This window comes from Serratia odorifera (assembly GCF_041448735.1).
Classification (GTDB): domain Bacteria; phylum Pseudomonadota; class Gammaproteobacteria; order Enterobacterales; family Enterobacteriaceae; genus Serratia_F; species Serratia_F odorifera.
Genome location: NZ_JBGMUT010000001.1, coordinates 944678 through 959770, shown reverse-complemented (window position 1 = coordinate 959770; position 15093 = coordinate 944678). Strand labels below are relative to the sequence as shown.

The window sequence follows — 15093 nt, the reverse complement described above, 5'->3', positions numbered from 1 at the left end:
CGTTTAGCTAGGCCGCCAGCGCACCGTAACAGGCGATCAGTTCCCCAGCTACCGCCACCGCAATTTCGGCCGGCAGCTTGCCTTTGACCTCCGGTAGCCCCAAGGGACAGCGCATACTGGCCATCGCCGCAGTGTCGATGCCGCGCTGGCCAAGCTGGTATTCGAAACGCTTGCGCTTGGTGACTGAGCCAATCAGCCCAAAGTAGCCGGCGTCGCCTCGTTGCAGGATCCGCGCGGCCAGCGCCAGATCGAGCGCATGATCGTGGGTCATCACCACGTAAAAAGCGCCGGGCGGCATCTCATCCACCGCGTCCAGCGGATCGTCGATCGCCTGCGGGCGAACGTTGTCAGGCAGCGTGGCTGGAAACTGTTCAGCACGACTGTCTACCCAGCGCACTCGCAGCGGCAGCGTCGCCAGGATCTGCACCAGCGCCCGACCAACGTGGCCGGCACCGAACAGCGCCAGCTGTGGCCTGGCGGGGATCAGCGGCTCAAACAGCAGACGCGTAGTGCCGCCACAGCATTGACCCAGCCGCGCCGCCAGCGGAAAACGTTCTATCTGCATCGTTGCACTGCCGGTTTGCAGCATCTGCCGAGCAATCGCCAGCGCGCGGTATTCAAGGTGCCCACCGCCAATGGTATTCACCACCCGCTCGGCGCTCACCAGCATTTTGCTACCCCGGTCGCGTGGCGTAGAGCCCAGCTCGTCAAGCACCGTCACCAGTACGCAAGGTTCTCCGCGCCGCCGCAGCTCGGCCAGCGCGTCAATCCATTCCTCCATTATTGTCCTCCGGCCGGTTTTTTAGTGACAACGTCACCTTCAAGCAGCCGCTGAACGCCCCACAACACCCGTTCAGGGGTCGCCGGTGCGTCAATCAGCGGCTGAACGCGATAGTCCGCCAGGCTGGCGACCGCGTCCTTGATCGCGCACCATACCGAAATCCCCAGCATGAATGGCGGTTCGCCCACCGCTTTGGAATGGAACACCGTATCCTGTGGGTTCTGGCGATTTTCCAACAGCCTGATCCGCAGATCCGCCGGCACATCGCCAATCGCCGGGATTTTATAGCTGGCCGGGCCGTTGGTCAGCAGGCTGCCTTGCTCATCCCATACCAGCTCTTCGCTGGTCAGCCAGCCCATGCCCTGGACAAAACCGCCCTCCACCTGACCGATGTCGATCGCCGGGTTCAGCGAGTCGCCGACGTCATGCAGAATGTCGGCACGCAGCAGGCGGTATTCACCGGTCAGCGTATCGATCAGCACTTCGGCACAGGCGGCGCCATAGGCGAAATAATAGAATGGGTGGCCCGCCGCCTTGTCGCGGTCATAGAAGATCTTTGGCGTGCGGTAATAGCCGGTGCTGGCCAGCGATACCTGGTTAAAATAGGCCTGCTGCACCACCTGTTCAAAACTGAAGTAATGTTCGCCGACCCGTACCTGGCCGTTGCTAAAGACAATCTGCTCGGCGGCAACGCCGTGCTGGCTCGACAGCATGGCGATTAACCGCTGTTTGATGATCAAGGCGGCATTTTCGGCGGCTTTACCGTTCAGATCGGTGCCCGACGACGCTGCCGTGGGCGAGGTATTCGGCACTTTTCCGGTATCGGTGGCGGTGATCTGGATGCGCTCGATATCCACCTGAAACACCTCGGCCACGATCTGCGCCACTTTGGTATTCAGTCCCTGGCCCATTTCGGTACCGCCGTGGTTGAGCTGAATGCTGCCGTCGGTGTAAATCAGCACCAACGCGCCGGCCTGATTGAGAAAACTGGCGGTAAATGAAATGCCAAACTTGACCGGGGTCAACGCCAGCCCTTTTTTAAGTAGCGGGTTGCGGGCGTTGTAGTCACGGATCGCCGCGCGCCGTGCCTGATAGTCGGCACTCTGCTCCAGCTCGGCGGTGATCTCAGCCAGCAGGTTCTGTTCGATCGGCTGCTGATAATGCGTGACGTTGCGACTGTGCTTACCGTAATAGTTGATTTTTCTCACCGCCAGCGGGTCGAGCGCCAGATAACGCGCGATGTGATCCATGATCTGCTCGATCGCCATCATCCCCTGCGGACCGCCGAAGCCGCGGTAAGCGGTGTTCGACGCGGTGTGGGTCTTGCAACGGTGACCGGTTATCACTACGTCCTGCAAAAAGTAGGCATTATCGGCATGAAACATTGCGCGATCGACAATCGAACCGGACAGATCCAGCGAATAGCCGCAGTTGCCGGTCAACTCGATGTCGACGCCGCACAGCAGACCGTTATCGTCAAACCCCACCTCATAGCGAATGTAAAAAGGGTGTCGCTTGCCGGTAATCAGCATATCGTCGCGGCGATTGAGACGCATTTTGGCCGGTCGCCCGGTGAGATATGCCGCCAGCGCACACAGGCAGGCCGGGCCTGCTGCCTGCGTCTCCTTGCCACCGAAGCCGCCGCCCATGCGACGCATGTCAATCACCACTTTGTGCATCGGCACCCCCAGTACCGAGGCCACCAGTTTTTGTACTTCGGTCGGGTTCTGCGTTGAGGAGTACACCCGCATACTGCCGTCCTCCTCCGGCATTACCGAGGCAATCTGCGTTTCCAGATAAAAATGCTCCTGGCCACCGACCTGCAACTCGCCCTGTAGCCGGTGCCTGGCTCGGGCCAATGCCGCCGCAGCGTCGCCACGCCGGTGGCAATGACTTTCCTGCACCACATCCCCCTGCGCCAATGCATTACGCACATCCAACTGCGCCGGCAACGGCTGATAACTCACTTTTATCGCCTGCGCGGCGCGCCAGGCGGTTTCCGCATCGTCTGCCGCCACCACCGCCACTACCTGGCCGACATATTCCACCTTGTCTTGCGCCAGCAGCGGATCGCCTTCGGTGAGCGCAGCGATATCCAGCGTTCCCGGCACGTCCTGCCAGGTCATCACTCGCACCACGCCGGGAAAGGCATAACAGGCGGAAACGTCCAGCGCGACGATCTGCGCATGGGCGCACTCGCTCAGTTTGGCCGCCAGATGCAACTGGTTCGGAAACTCCAGCCGGTCGTCGATATACAGTGCTTCACCGCTGACATGTTTGTCTGCGCTTTCATGTTTGCGCGCCTGACCGACACCGCTGGCGAGCGGTTGGCGAAAACGTGCGGCCAAGGCCGCCTGACTGGTCTGGTGGTGCGGTGTATTACTCATGGCAGACAACCTCGATGGCAGTTTGCGGTGCGGTGAGCGCAATGAAATAGCGGCGCAGCAGATTCTGCGCCACCAGCATGCGGTAAGCGCTACTGGCGCGAAAATCGCTCAACGGCGTAAAGTCCCGGGTTAACGCCTGTGTGGCGCGCTCCAGCGTGGCGCGATCCCACGTTTGGCCGACCAACGCCTGTTCACAGGTCAATGCACGTTTGGGCGTGGCCGCCATGCCGCCATAGGCCACGTACGCCTCGCGCACCATGCCTTGTTCAATCGTCAGATTGAAAGCGCCGCATACCGCGGAGATGTCATCCTCCAGGCGTTTCGACACTTTCCAGGCGCGAAAATCCCGTGGCGCCTGCGCCGGCAGCAGGATGCTGTCAATAAACTCGCCCGGCTGCAGCGCCGTCTGGCGGTAATCAAGGAAAAAGTCACGCAGTGGCAGCTCACGTTGCCGTGTACCGTGACGCAGCAGCAGCGCGGCATCCAGCGCCAACAACAGCGGCGCGGCATCACCGATCGGCGAGGCATTGGCCAGATTGCCGCCTAACGTGCCCTGGTTGCGGATTTGCTGAGCGGCGAAACGCTGCAACAACTCGCCGAACGCCGGGTGGTAATCCATCAGCAACGGGTAAACCTCGCTCAACGTGGCGGCGGCGCCGATGCGCAACCGTTCGCCACGTTCAACCTGGCGCAACGCGGCAATCTGGCCGATGGCAATCATCAACGGCAAATCCCGATGACGCTGCGTCACTTCCAGCGCCAGGTCGCTGCCGCCGGCCAGCAGTCGGGCCTGTGGGTACTGCTGATACAGCGTCGCCAACTGATCGACGCTCTGCGGCAGCAGACAGCGCTTGCCACCGGCGCTCAGCTCACTGGCTGGCGCGATCTGCCGCAGTCGCTGCACGGTGTGCCGTTGCTGGCGGTCAAAGTCGTCGGCCTCGCGGTTTTCGCAGGCCTGCTGTGCCGCGTCGATAATCGGCCGGTAACCGGTGCAGCGACACAGATTGCCGGCCAGCGCCTGCTGGGCCTGCTGTCGTTGATAATGCGTGCTGTTCTTTTGCAAGCAGAACAGCGACATCACGAAGCCTGGGGTACAAAAGCCGCACTGCGAGCCATGGCAGTCGACCATCGCCTGCTGCACGCTGTGCAACTGGCCGTGGTGCTTGAGATCCTCGACGCTGATCAACTGTTTGCCGTGCAGCGCGGTGACAAACGTCAGGCAGGCGTTGACGCTGCGGTAACGCAGCGTTTCGCCCTCTACCTCCGCCAGCACCACGGTGCAGGCACCGCAATCGCCAGACGCGCAGCCTTCTTTGGTGCCGCAACGGCCCTGATGACGACGCAGGTAATGCAACAGCGTGGTGTTCGGGTCGAGATCCGTCTCACGCGTTAACGTCTGGTTGAGCAGAAACTCGATCATGCGGCCTCCTGACGGGCCGACGGCTGATAAACGATCTTGCCGTCGACATACGTGCGGTAAATGTTGCGATCGTCACCCAGGGTCAGCAGCACAAACAGCTGTTCGGCCAGGTCGTGACAGTTGGCATTGCGCAGTTTCTGCAACGGTGACACTGCCGGATCGAGCACCACGAAGTCGGCCTCTTTACCGACGCTAAAGTTGCCAATCTGTTTATCCAGCGACAAGGCGCGCGCGCCGCCCAGCGTCGCGTGATAAAACGCCTCACAGGCCGCCAGTTTGTAGCTTTGCAGTTGCGCCACCTTGTAGGCCTCACCCAGCGTTTGCAACATATTAAAGGTGGTGCCGGCCCCCACGTCGGTGCCGATGCCCACCTTCACCTTTTTCTGCCAGGCTTTGCCGAGGTTGAACAGCCCACTGCCGAGGAACAGGTTGGAGGTCGGGCAAAAGGCGATCGATGAATGGGTATCACACAGACAGTCCCATTCCTGTTCTTCGAGGTGCAGACAATGGGCAAAGACGCTTTTGCTGCCGGTCAGCCCATAATGATGATAGACATCCAGGTAGTTACGCCGCTGTGGGAACAGTTGCTTGACCCATGCCACCTCATCATGATTTTCACTCAGGTGGGTATGCAGCCAGACGTCGGGAAACTCGTTGCGCAGGCGCTGAACCTGCTCGAGCAGCGCCGGCGAGCTGGTGGGCGCGAAACGCGGCGTAATGGCGTAACCCAGACGCTGCCTGCCGTGCCAGCGCTCGATCAGTGCTCGGGTCTGCTGATAGCTCTGCTGCGGCGTTTCCAGCAGCGCGGCTGGCGCGTGGCGATCCATCATCACCTTGCCGGCGATCAGGCGCATATTCAGCGCTGCCGCCTGGCCAAACAGCGCATCGACCGACTGCGGATGGACGGTACCGAACACCAGCGCCGTGGTGGTGCCGTTGCTCAACAATTGTTGCAGGAAGAACGCCGACATTTTCTCGGCATGCTCGGCGCAGCCGAACTGGCTTTCGGTCGGAAACGTGTAATGTTTCAGCCACGCCAGCAGTTGATCGCCATAGGCACCGATCATTTCGGTTTGCGGATAATGAATATGGGTATCGACAAACCCCGGCACGATCAACTTGTCGCGATAGTCGGTTACCACCGTATCCGGCGCCAGCAGTGACGCCCCCTGCTGCCAACTGCCGTGCCAGACAATAGTGCCATGATCCAGCAACAGCAGACCGTCGGCAATGTGCCGCAGCTGTGCATCAAGTTGCTCTGGCCGATCGACGCAGGCGGCGATATCGAAAAAGTTGCCACGAATGGCCGTGGTAAATTGCATGCTCATAATGCCGTTCCTATTCTAGCGACCCACGCATCAGCGCCGGTTGAGATAACTCAACCAGGGGAAATGGCGGTCTTATATTCCATTGCAGGTGTTAATTTAAAGATAGCAAGCGGCATGCCAGAGTGAGGTTTTATCTTTTTAATCGTTAATAAACAGTACTTTATAAATAAACCCTTTACTAATAGGGTCTGATGGAAATATATCGACAAAAAGCAAACGGTTGCTATTTTTAGGCAACCGTTTGCTGTTTTTTAATAAAATGAAACGTTGCACCATCATCGAGCCAAAATAATTTGCCGATAACGGCGCGTAAGCCGCCCTAAACGCAATCAGCCAGCATTTGCACCAAAAACATGCACGCCGCGCCGCAGGCAAACCCCTGACACGACCAGCCAACGATTCGACGCCAGATCTGCCATGCCGACTACGATGCAGCACAGACGCCCTACCAGGCCTCTTGCCGCTCACTAACCAGGCCAAATCATCCGTCATGGCACCTGTTGCTAATGTTGCTAATGTTGCTACGTTAATTCTGAAATACTCCTTATAGTTCTTAACCACTTTTTAACAACCTCGCATTGCGCTATGCTCAAAAACCTGCCCGACTCGCCTATTTCTGTGAAGAGATTTCTGTTATGCCTGTAACCGGTCCGCATTCTGTTTCGAGCGTTCGCTTATGAGTTGGTTTTCACGCGTAGGCGCCTTGCCACTGCTGGTCGCTGGCGCATTCTTTATGGAAAATCTCGACGGCACGGTGATTGTCACCGCGATGCCGCAAATGGCTGCGGCGTTCGGCGTGCAGCCGGTCGACATGAATGTCGGCATTGCCGCCTATATTCTGACCCTGACGGTGTTTATCCCGGCCAGCGGCTGGATCGCCAACCGTTTTGGCGCACGCAATGTATTTTCTGCCGCCGTGCTGATTTTCACCCTGGCGTCGGTGCTGTGCGCCTTTAGCATCAGCCTGCCGACTTTTACCGCTGCGCGCATTCTGCAGGGGTTCGGTGGCGCGCTGATGGTGCCGGTTGGCCGGCTGGTAGTGCTGCGCAATACCGAGAAAAGCGGTTTAATCAAGGCGATTGCCACCATTACCTGGCCCGGTTTGGTGGCGCCGATCCTCGGGCCGCCGGTCGGCGGCTTCATTACCACTTACGCCTCCTGGCACTGGATTTTCATCCTCAATGTGCCGCTGGGTATTATCGCCCTGCTGCTGGCCTGGCGACTGATCCCGCAGGAGGAGGCGCAAACCGGGGTGCCGTTTGACGGCCTCGGTTTTCTGCTGACCGGCGTCGCCTGCTTTGGGCTGATGTTTGGCCTCGACCTGATCAATCATCCACAACTCTCCTGGCTGGTGCCGTTGGCCTGCATTGCCGCTAGCCTGGCGCTGGGTATGCTGGCCATTCGTCATGCCAGGCGTAGCCCTCATCCGTTAATCAACCTGTGGGCGATGCGAGTAAAAAGTTACGCCGTCACAATATGGGGTGGTACGCTGTTCCGCGTGGCGATTGGCGCGGTGCCTTTCCTGTTGCCGCTGCTGTTCCAGATAGGCTTCGGCCTGAACGCTTTTGACGCAGGGTTGCTGGTTCTGGCGGTGTTTGCCGGCAATTTGGCGATGAAACCTTTTACCTCGGCGATCCTCTATCGCTTTCGCTTTCGCAGCACCCTGATGGTCAACGGCCTGCTGAACGCCGCGACCATCTTTGCCTGCGCGTTCCTGACGCCAGAAACGCCGGTGTGGCTGATCGTCACACTGTTATTCATCAGCGGCCTGACGCGCTCGATGCAGTTCACTGCACTGAATACCCTGGCCTTTTCTGAAGTGCCGCAAACGCAGATGAACGGCGCCAATGCGCTATTTACCATGGCGCAGCAAATGGGTGGCGGTCTGGGCATCGCCATCGGCGCATTGGCACTGCGGCTGGCTGACGTCTGGTTCCCCACCGCCGGCGACGCCATCCCACTGGTCAACTTCCAAATGGCGTTTGTGGTTATTGGCGGTATTGCCTTGCTGTCGGTGGTCGACAGTTTTGGTCTGGATGCCGAAGCAGGTAATGAAATCCGCCAGAAAAAACCGGCCAATCTGCTCCCTGCGGCGCCGCAAGACGCCAAGGGAAGGCTGTCATCAACCAAGGTAAGGAGTTAAACGATGGAATACCGTCAACTGGGGCATTCCGGCCTGAAGGTGTCGGTGCTAAGTCTCGGCACCATGACCTTTGGCGGCGAAGGCAAATTTGCCAAAACCGGCGATACCAACGTCAGCGAAGCACGTGAACAGGTAGCCATGTGCATAGACGCCGGCATTAACCTGTTCGATACCGCCGACGTCTATTCCGCCGGTAAATCGGAAGAAATACTGGGGCAGGCGCTGGGCGATAAGCGCCACCAGGTACTGGTGGCCAGCAAGGCGCGCTTTCCGATGGGCAACGGTCCGAACGACGCCGGGCTATCACGCCACCACCTGATCCGCGCCTGCGAGGCCAGCCTGCGGCGGCTAAATACCGATTATCTCGATTTGTATCAGTTACACGAATGGGATGGCATGACTCCGGTAGAGGAAACCCTGCGCGCGCTGGAGCATCTGGTCAGTAGCGGCAAGGTACGCTACGTCGGCGTATCCAATTTTTCCGGCTGGCATATCATGAAGCACCTGGGCGCAGCGGCGCTGACCGGCAGCGTGCGGCCAGTCAGCCAACAGATCCACTACAGCCTGCAGGCTCGCGAGGCAGAATATGAACTGCTGCCGATAGCGCAGGATCAGGGATTGGGCGTGCTGGTATGGAGCCCGTTGGCCGGTGGTCTGCTCTCCGGCAAATATCGTCGCAATCAACGCACCCCGGAAGGCACGCGCCATATGGCGCAATGGGGTGAACCGCCGGTGCGCGACCAGGAAAAACTGTATGATATCATTGACGTGCTGGTAGCCATTGCCGATGCGCGCGGTCTGTCGGCTGCACAGGTGGCCCTCGCCTGGCTGCTACAGCGCCCCACCGTGACCTCGGTAGTGATTGGCGCACGCAATCGCCAGCAACTGACCGATAATCTTCATGCCGCCAGTCTGACGCTGAACCAGGATGAGCTGCGCCAACTGGAGGATGTCAGCCGCCTGCCGCTGCTTTATCCCTATTGGCATCAGGCCCGTACCGCAGCCGATCGTCTGTCCGTCGCCGATCTGTTGTTAATCGAGCCGCACCTGTCGCAAAAATAATTCGCATCTGTCGGCAATCAACGTAGTATCAACGATCCGCCCTGGTTTAACTGGGCGGATTTCTGCCGTTTGGCCTGAAAAGTGAGGTAATAATAATGAAACACAGTGACCTTTCTCAGTGCCGGGTGAACACCGATCGGTTGTTGATTGCCCCTTTTACCGCAGCTGACGCCGATGATGTTTACCAGGCGATTACCCCTACGCTGACCCGTTTCATGAATTTCGAACCGGAGCCGTCGCCCGAGGCGTTCGCCAACGTCTGGCAAGGCTGGCTGCCCCTGATCCGCGAAGGTGAAGAAGTCTTTTTCGTTGCTCGCCTGCGCGACAGCAAACAGTTTATCGGCATGAGCGGCGTGCACGATCTGCATAGCCATACCCCGGAACTCGGTATCTGGGTGAAGGAAAACCAGCATGGCCACGGCTATGGCCGCGAAATCGTCCATGCCATCGCCGCCTGGGCCAGCGAGCGTTATCGCCCGCAGTACTTCATTTATCCGGTTGCCGAACAGAACGCTCCCAGCCGCCGGCTGGTCGAGTCGCTGGGCGGCGTGGTCAGCGGCCGCCGCGACCATATCAAGTATGACTGCCTGGTCTATCATCTGCCGATGATTGGCGAATGATATGTTTTGTGCCGGCGAAATATGTTAATCATAGAGTACGGTATTGGCTAAAAAACCTTGAGGAACAGCAGGATGATCATTTTTGTTACCGGCGTAACGTCCGGTTTTGGTGAGGCTATTGCACGTAAATTTATTGCCGACGGGCATCAGGTCATTGGCGCCGGGCGCCGTGCAGAACGCCTGCAGGCGCTGAAAGGCGAATTGGGCGATGCGCTGCACACCGTACAGCTGGATGTGCGCAACCGTGCCGCCATTCAGCAGGCCATCGAGGCATTGCCGGCAGCGCTGCGCAACGTGGACGTGCTGGTCAACAACGCCGGGCTGGCGCTGGGGCTGGAACCGGCGCACAAGGCCAATGCCGATGACTGGGAAACCATGATCGACACCAATAACAAAGGCCTGGTCAATATGACCCGCGCACTGCTGCCGGCGATGGTGGAACGCAACGTCGGCCATGTAATCAACATCGGCTCTACCGCCGCCAACTGGCCTTATGCCGGCGGCAACGTGTACGGCGCGACCAAAGCGTTCGTTAAACAGTTCAGCCTTGGCCTGCGCGCCGACCTGCACGGCACGCGCCTGCGGGTAACCGATATCGAGCCAGGTCTGGTCGGCGGAACGGAGTTTTCCAACGTTCGCTTCAAGGGCGACGACGGCAAGGTCAATAAAACCTATGACGGTGCCGACGCACTGACGCCGGAAGACATTGCCGACGCGGTATTTTGGGTCGCTACCCTGCCGGCGCGGGTGAATATCAACACGCTGGAGATGATGCCAGTCAGCCAGAGTTTTGCCGGGCTAAGCGTTCATCGCGGTGCCTGACAGGATGGCGGCGGGTATCGCCCGCCGCCTTGTTTATGCCGCGCGCCAGCCGGCGACGATAATCAGCATGCCCGCCAGCGCTACCCCAGCCCCCAACCAGTCAAATGCCGTCAGCTTCACCCCGTCTACCACCCGCAGCCATAACAGCGCCGTTGCCACATACACCCCACCATACGCCGCGTACACTCTGCCGCTGGCTGCCGGATGCAGGGTCAGCAGCCAGACGAAAACCGCCAGACTGACGGCTGCCGGCAGCAAAAGCCACGCGCCTGCGCCTTTTTTCAGCCACAGGTAAGGCAAAAAGCAGCCGATAATTTCAGCCAGCGCGGTGGCGAAGAACAATAAGGTAGTCTTAAGCATCAGGACGGTTTTCTCTCCGAAATATAAACGAAAGCGGTGCTTGGCTGGTACCTGGTGAACAGGTGGTGGTATATTGACCTTATGCCCTGACAAGGGTACCCAAGTCGGTGTTGCCGCCAGCGCGCAACACTTTCTCAGAAGGATAAAACCATGAAATTACTTTCTCGCCAACGACTGCTGCGCAGTCTGCTGCCGGCCGCAGCGCTGTTGGCTCTGAGCGCCTGGCAATTGCCGGCCATGGCCGCCAGCTGCACACAAGGCAGCACCTGCGTCACCGTTGACGGCAAAGGTAGCGGCGCAATGTCTACCGAAGAAGCCCGCCAGAGTAAAGAACAGTGGAATGATACCCGCACCTTGCGCCATAAGGTCAACACCCGGGTCGAAAAAGATTTCGACAAGCTCGACAAAGCCGCCGACGACCAGGATCGCTGTAACGACAGCCTTAATGTCAACGCCTATTGGGAACCGTCGACGCTGAAATGCCTCGACCGCACCACCGGGCGTCAGATTTATCCTTAATCTGGCACCAGCGCGCCGCCAGCGTTAATTTTAACCGCGCGAGCTGCTATCCTGATAAGGAAATGGGCTCTTAACCAAGGACAGAGTGATGAGAAAAGCGTTTGTACTCGGCGCTTTGCTGATGGCCACGGCGCCGCTGGCGGCCTTCGCCTCATGCGAAAGCGTGAAGGCGGAAATTTCGCAGAAAATCATCAGCAACGGCGTACCAGAATCCGGCTTCAAGCTGGATATCGTGCCAAACGATCAGGCCGAGCAAGCTGGCGGCCAAGTGGTTGGCCACTGCGAGAACGACACACAGAAAATTGTCTACACTCGCCTGAATAATGGCGATGACGGCGGGGACGCGGCGCAAACCGGCACCAGCCAGGATATGACCTCCCCGCAATAACCTTCCCGGGCGCGGTTCGCTGCGCCCGTTACGTCTGTTCCACTTCCTCGCCTTCCCCTTGCGGCCGATGCCGTGCCGGCACCAGCATTGCCGCTGCCAGCGCAAACAACGACACCAGCGCCGAAACCAGGAATACCCAATGCAGCGACGCCGCCACCTGTTGGATCAGATTGGCCAATACGTCGGGCTCTAGCGCCCCACGCCGCGCGGGTTCCATCAACTGTTGTAGCGGATCGGCAGTTTGCGGCAGGCGCAACTGCAGGTTGATGTTCAGCGTCGCCCCGAGAATTGCCGTGCCGATCGCCGACCCCATCATGCGGGTAAATACCGTGCAGGCGGTAGCGATGCCACGAATGCTGTGATGGGCGGCGTTCTGTACTGAAACCAGGAAGGTGGTGTTGCACAACCCCATGCCGGCGCCGACCATAAAGGCCGCCGTTCTGCCCCATAGCAAGCCGCCGTGCGGTTCAAGCAGCAACAGGATCAGCCCGCCGGCAACCAGCAATCCCGCCCCCAACAGCGCAGTAGTGCGGTAGGACGTCCACAGCATCAGACGGCCACTGAAGGTGCTGGCCAGCGGCCAGCCGATTGACATCAATGCCAACGTGGTCCCGGCCTGTAACGGCGTCTCTCCCATCACTCCCTGAATAAACGTCGGCAAAAAGGCGCTGATGCCCATCATCGCCGCGCCAATCGCCAGACCGCCGATGTTGCCGGCGATAATCACCCGACTACGCCACAGCGCCAGCGGGAATAACGGCTCCTGCGCACGACGCTCCTGACGCACCAGCATGATCAGCGAAAACATTGCCAGCAGCAGCATCGGTAGCACCCACCACCCCATGCTTTCGGCCTGCAACAATGCCAGCAACAGACTGGCGACAAACAGCGTCAACCAACCGGTACCAGCCAGATCCAACGCGTGCCGACGCACTTGACTGCCGGCCGGCAAATAGCGCCCGAGCAGCAGCATGGCCAACAGGCCGATCGGCAGATTGACCCAGAACACCAGCGCCCACGGCAGGTGCTGTACGATAAATGCGCCCAGTAACGGGCCGATGATCGCCGAAAAGCCCCACACGCTGGACAGATAGCCCATCACCTTCGGCCGTTCCCGCGGACTATAGATATCGCCGATAATGGTAGTGGCAATCGGCATCACCGCACCGGCACCCAACCCCTGCAATAATCGAAAACCGATCAACCAGTACATGTTGGGTGAAAAACCGCACAGCACCGAGCCCAGCAGGAACAGCGACGCGCCAAAAAAGAAGATGCGTTTGCGGCCATACAGATCGGCCAGGCGTCCGTAGATCGGGATGGTGATCGCCTGTGCCAGCAGATAGACCGCAAAGACCCACCCCAGCAGCGAGAATCCCCCCAGATCGGCAATAATGGTCGGCATGGCGGTGGCGACAATCGTCGCCTCAATCGCCGACATGAACATCGCCAGCATACAGGCGATAAGGATCAGCGGGCGGTGTGCCACTGGCACCGAGTAATCGTCATTCGTCATTGATAGTCCAATCATATCCCGCAGAAGTGTAATGAGATGAAGTATACCAGCCTTGGCATTTGCGGCTGAAGTACGTGCCCGGATCGCGATCCCGGTTACAGCCTGACGCATCAATTGAACATTTTGTTACAGCGTCACTTATCGTCACCGCCTATACCAATGATAGGTCAGCCCACTCTCCTGCCTTGATTTCAATCAACTACCGTCACGCCTCTGGCCTGGACAATCAGCTTGCCGTTCCCTTGCCGCATCACTGGCTGGCTGAATGGCTGTTGGAATGCAAACTCAATGGAGCGAGAACACAATGAAAAAAATCATATTGGGCTGTGCAATCGTGGCGATTGCCGGCTATCTGAGCGTGGTCGGTTATATCTACCACTTCGATCAACAACGTCAACCGCCGCTGGCGGGCAATACCATCAGCACCATCCTTACCCGACACGGTTGTGATTATTGCCATACCGCGTCTGCCGAATTGCCGTTCTATGCCCGATTGCCAATTAGCAGGCAACTGATGCAATACGACATAAAAACCGGATTGCGCCATTTTTCACTCGCGCCGACGCTCACTGCCCTACAACAAGGTGGCGCGGTAGCCGAGACCGACCTCGCCAAGCTGGAGTCGGTACTGCAATATCGACAAATGCCGCCAGTTCGCTACAAGGCACTGCACTGGGCCGGGGAACTCGATGACGCCAACCGGCAAACGCTGCTGGCGTGGATCCGCCAACAGCGCACGCAGTATTACACCTTGCCAGGCACCCCTGCGGCATTGCTTGGTCAGGCATTGCAACCGCTGCCGAAGGCATTACCGACCGATGCACACAAAGTGGCTCTGGGGTTCAGGCTGTTTCACGATCCACGCCTGTCGGCCGACAACAGTATTTCCTGCGCCCATTGCCATATGCTGGGCGCCGGCGGCGTCGATGCCCGCGTCACCTCACTCGGCGTTAACGGCCAGCAAGGACCGATCAACGCGCCAACGGTGTTCAATGCGGTGTTCAACATTGCGCAATTCTGGGACGGCCGCGCGCATGACCTGCAGGAACAGGCCGGCGGACCACCGCTTAACCCCATCGAAATGGCCTCCACCTCGTGGCAGCAAATCATCGATAAACTGGATCAGGATGCACAGTTGAAAGCGGACTTTCGCCGCGTCTATGCCGACGGTTTTTCCGCCAGCAACATTACCAACGCCATTGCCGAGTTCGAAAAAACGCTGCTGACTCCGGACAGCCCGTTCGACCGTTTTCTGGCCGGCGATCGCCAGGCGCTTACGGCACAGCAGAAGCGAGGCTATCAGCTGTTCCGCGACCATAAGTGCGGCACCTGCCATACTGGCGTCAATCTGGGCGGCCAATCCTATGAAATCATGGGGTTAAAAGCAGATTACTTCGCCGATCGCGGTAATCCAACCACGGCCGATCTTGGTCGTTACAACGTCACCAAACGTGACGCCGACCGCCATCGTTTTAAAACGCCCACCCTGCGTAATGTGGCATTGACCGCGCCATATTTCCATGACGGCAGCGTCACCACGCTGCATCAGGCGGTGCGCGACATGCTGAAATATCAGGTCGGTACCACGCTGCCAGAAAGCGACGTTGACGATCTGGTGGCGCTGTTGGAAGCGATGACCGGCACATACACCCCGGCAGCGCTGACCGTCCGATAAAACGTTCGCCATCACAACCCCCGGCGAATCTGTAAAGATTCGCTGGTTTTCACACCGCCAGACAAGCACAAT

The 15093-nt window shown here is 58.8% G+C and carries 14 protein-coding genes; 7 read left to right on the top strand and 7 right to left on the bottom strand.

Annotation, left to right across the window (positions count from 1 at the left end; all coding sequences use genetic code 11):
* Positions 1 to 7: 7 nt before the first annotated feature.
* The 5 genes from xdhC to ACCC84_RS04485 all read right to left on the bottom strand — a co-directional run bounded on the left by xdhC (position 8) and on the right by ACCC84_RS04485 (position 6477).
* Positions 8 to 781 carry a xanthine dehydrogenase accessory protein XdhC gene (gene xdhC, locus ACCC84_RS04505; RefSeq protein WP_004963191.1) on the bottom strand — a complete coding sequence of 258 codons (774 nt, stop codon included), beginning with the start codon at positions 779 to 781 and terminating at the stop codon, positions 8 to 10.
* The gene (xdhB, locus tag ACCC84_RS04500; RefSeq protein WP_371901587.1) at positions 781 to 3168 is read right to left on the bottom strand and encodes a xanthine dehydrogenase molybdopterin binding subunit; all 2388 of its coding nucleotides are present in this window, start codon (positions 3166 to 3168) and stop codon (positions 781 to 783) included. The genes xdhC and xdhB overlap by 1 nt, the downstream gene beginning before the upstream one ends.
* Complete coding sequence (xdhA, locus tag ACCC84_RS04495) at positions 3161 to 4588, bottom strand: xanthine dehydrogenase small subunit (protein ID WP_004963197.1); 1428 nt, start codon at positions 4586 to 4588, stop codon at positions 3161 to 3163. The genes xdhB and xdhA overlap by 8 nt, the downstream gene beginning before the upstream one ends.
* Positions 4585 to 5916, bottom strand: coding sequence for a guanine deaminase (guaD, locus tag ACCC84_RS04490; RefSeq protein ID WP_004963200.1), 1332 nt, complete (start codon positions 5914 to 5916; stop codon positions 4585 to 4587). The genes xdhA and guaD overlap by 4 nt, the downstream gene beginning before the upstream one ends.
* Before the next feature lie 138 nt (positions 5917 to 6054).
* Positions 6055 to 6477, bottom strand: a complete 423-nt coding sequence (locus ACCC84_RS04485) for a hypothetical protein (RefSeq protein ID WP_371901586.1) — start codon at positions 6475 to 6477, stop codon at positions 6055 to 6057.
* Positions 6478 to 6592: 115 nt separating this feature from the next.
* Between ACCC84_RS04485 and ACCC84_RS04480 the strand changes: the two genes are divergently transcribed.
* From ACCC84_RS04480 to ydfG, 4 genes are all read left to right on the top strand, one after another.
* Positions 6593 to 8059 carry an MFS transporter gene (locus tag ACCC84_RS04480; protein ID WP_273868120.1) on the top strand — a complete coding sequence of 489 codons (1467 nt, stop codon included), beginning with the start codon at positions 6593 to 6595 and terminating at the stop codon, positions 8057 to 8059.
* Between the two features lie 3 nt (positions 8060 to 8062).
* On the top strand, positions 8063 to 9121 hold the full coding sequence (locus ACCC84_RS04475; protein WP_198773120.1) for an aldo/keto reductase: 1059 nt from the start codon (positions 8063 to 8065) through the stop codon (positions 9119 to 9121).
* A 95-nt stretch (positions 9122 to 9216) separates the two neighbouring features.
* Positions 9217 to 9741, top strand: coding sequence for a GNAT family N-acetyltransferase (locus ACCC84_RS04470; RefSeq protein ID WP_004963212.1), 525 nt, complete (start codon positions 9217 to 9219; stop codon positions 9739 to 9741).
* Positions 9742 to 9813: 72 nt separating this feature from the next.
* Positions 9814 to 10563: a bifunctional NADP-dependent 3-hydroxy acid dehydrogenase/3-hydroxypropionate dehydrogenase YdfG gene (gene ydfG / locus ACCC84_RS04465; protein ID WP_273868115.1), complete on the top strand. Its 750-nt coding sequence runs from the start codon at positions 9814 to 9816 to the stop codon at positions 10561 to 10563.
* Between the two features lie 33 nt (positions 10564 to 10596).
* Here the strand turns inward: ydfG and ACCC84_RS04460 are convergent, their stop codons facing one another.
* Entirely contained in the window at positions 10597 to 10923 is a 327-nt protein-coding gene (locus tag ACCC84_RS04460; RefSeq protein WP_004963217.1) for a YnfA family protein, read from the bottom strand.
* A gap of 150 nt (positions 10924 to 11073) precedes the next feature.
* Here ACCC84_RS04460 and ACCC84_RS04455 point away from each other — a divergent pair, with 150 nt between their 5' ends.
* Positions 11074 to 11442: a DUF1283 family protein gene (locus ACCC84_RS04455; protein ID WP_004963219.1), complete on the top strand. Its 369-nt coding sequence runs from the start codon at positions 11074 to 11076 to the stop codon at positions 11440 to 11442.
* Between the two features lie 88 nt (positions 11443 to 11530).
* On the top strand, positions 11531 to 11830 hold the full coding sequence (locus tag ACCC84_RS04450; RefSeq protein WP_004963224.1) for a DUF1161 domain-containing protein: 300 nt from the start codon (positions 11531 to 11533) through the stop codon (positions 11828 to 11830).
* A 28-nt stretch (positions 11831 to 11858) separates the two neighbouring features.
* Here ACCC84_RS04450 and ACCC84_RS04445 read toward each other — a convergent pair whose 3' ends face one another.
* Positions 11859 to 13346, bottom strand: a complete 1488-nt coding sequence (locus tag ACCC84_RS04445) for an MDR family MFS transporter (protein WP_039992121.1) — start codon at positions 13344 to 13346, stop codon at positions 11859 to 11861.
* Between the two features lie 304 nt (positions 13347 to 13650).
* Between ACCC84_RS04445 and ACCC84_RS04440 the strand changes: the two genes are divergently transcribed.
* Positions 13651 to 15021, top strand: a complete 1371-nt coding sequence (locus ACCC84_RS04440; RefSeq protein WP_039992123.1) for a cytochrome c peroxidase — start codon at positions 13651 to 13653, stop codon at positions 15019 to 15021.
* Positions 15022 to 15093: the final 72 nt, after the last annotated feature.

Excerpts from the sequence above, each read along its gene's own strand:
- xdhB (WP_371901587.1), bottom strand. The coding sequence starts at position 3,168 with ATGAGTAATACACCGCACCACCAGACCAGTCAGGCGGCCTTGGCCGCA.
- guaD (WP_004963200.1), bottom strand. The coding sequence starts at position 5,916 with ATGAGCATGCAATTTACCACGGCCATTCGTGGCAACTTTTTCGATATC.
- xdhA (WP_004963197.1), bottom strand. The coding sequence starts at position 4,588 with ATGATCGAGTTTCTGCTCAACCAGACGTTAACGCGTGAGACGGATCTC.
- ACCC84_RS04460 (WP_004963217.1), bottom strand. The coding sequence starts at position 10,923 with ATGCTTAAGACTACCTTATTGTTCTTCGCCACCGCGCTGGCTGAAATT.
- ACCC84_RS04455 (WP_004963219.1), top strand. The coding sequence starts at position 11,074 with ATGAAATTACTTTCTCGCCAACGACTGCTGCGCAGTCTGCTGCCGGCC.
- ACCC84_RS04450 (WP_004963224.1), top strand. The coding sequence starts at position 11,531 with ATGAGAAAAGCGTTTGTACTCGGCGCTTTGCTGATGGCCACGGCGCCG.
- ydfG (WP_273868115.1), top strand. The coding sequence starts at position 9,814 with ATGATCATTTTTGTTACCGGCGTAACGTCCGGTTTTGGTGAGGCTATT.
- ACCC84_RS04470 (WP_004963212.1), top strand. The coding sequence starts at position 9,217 with ATGAAACACAGTGACCTTTCTCAGTGCCGGGTGAACACCGATCGGTTG.
- ACCC84_RS04445 (WP_039992121.1), bottom strand. The coding sequence starts at position 13,346 with ATGACGAATGACGATTACTCGGTGCCAGTGGCACACCGCCCGCTGATC.
- xdhC (WP_004963191.1), bottom strand. The coding sequence starts at position 781 with ATGGAGGAATGGATTGACGCGCTGGCCGAGCTGCGGCGGCGCGGAGAA.
- ACCC84_RS04475 (WP_198773120.1), top strand. The coding sequence starts at position 8,063 with ATGGAATACCGTCAACTGGGGCATTCCGGCCTGAAGGTGTCGGTGCTA.
- ACCC84_RS04480 (WP_273868120.1), top strand. The coding sequence starts at position 6,593 with ATGAGTTGGTTTTCACGCGTAGGCGCCTTGCCACTGCTGGTCGCTGGC.
- ACCC84_RS04440 (WP_039992123.1), top strand. The coding sequence starts at position 13,651 with ATGAAAAAAATCATATTGGGCTGTGCAATCGTGGCGATTGCCGGCTAT.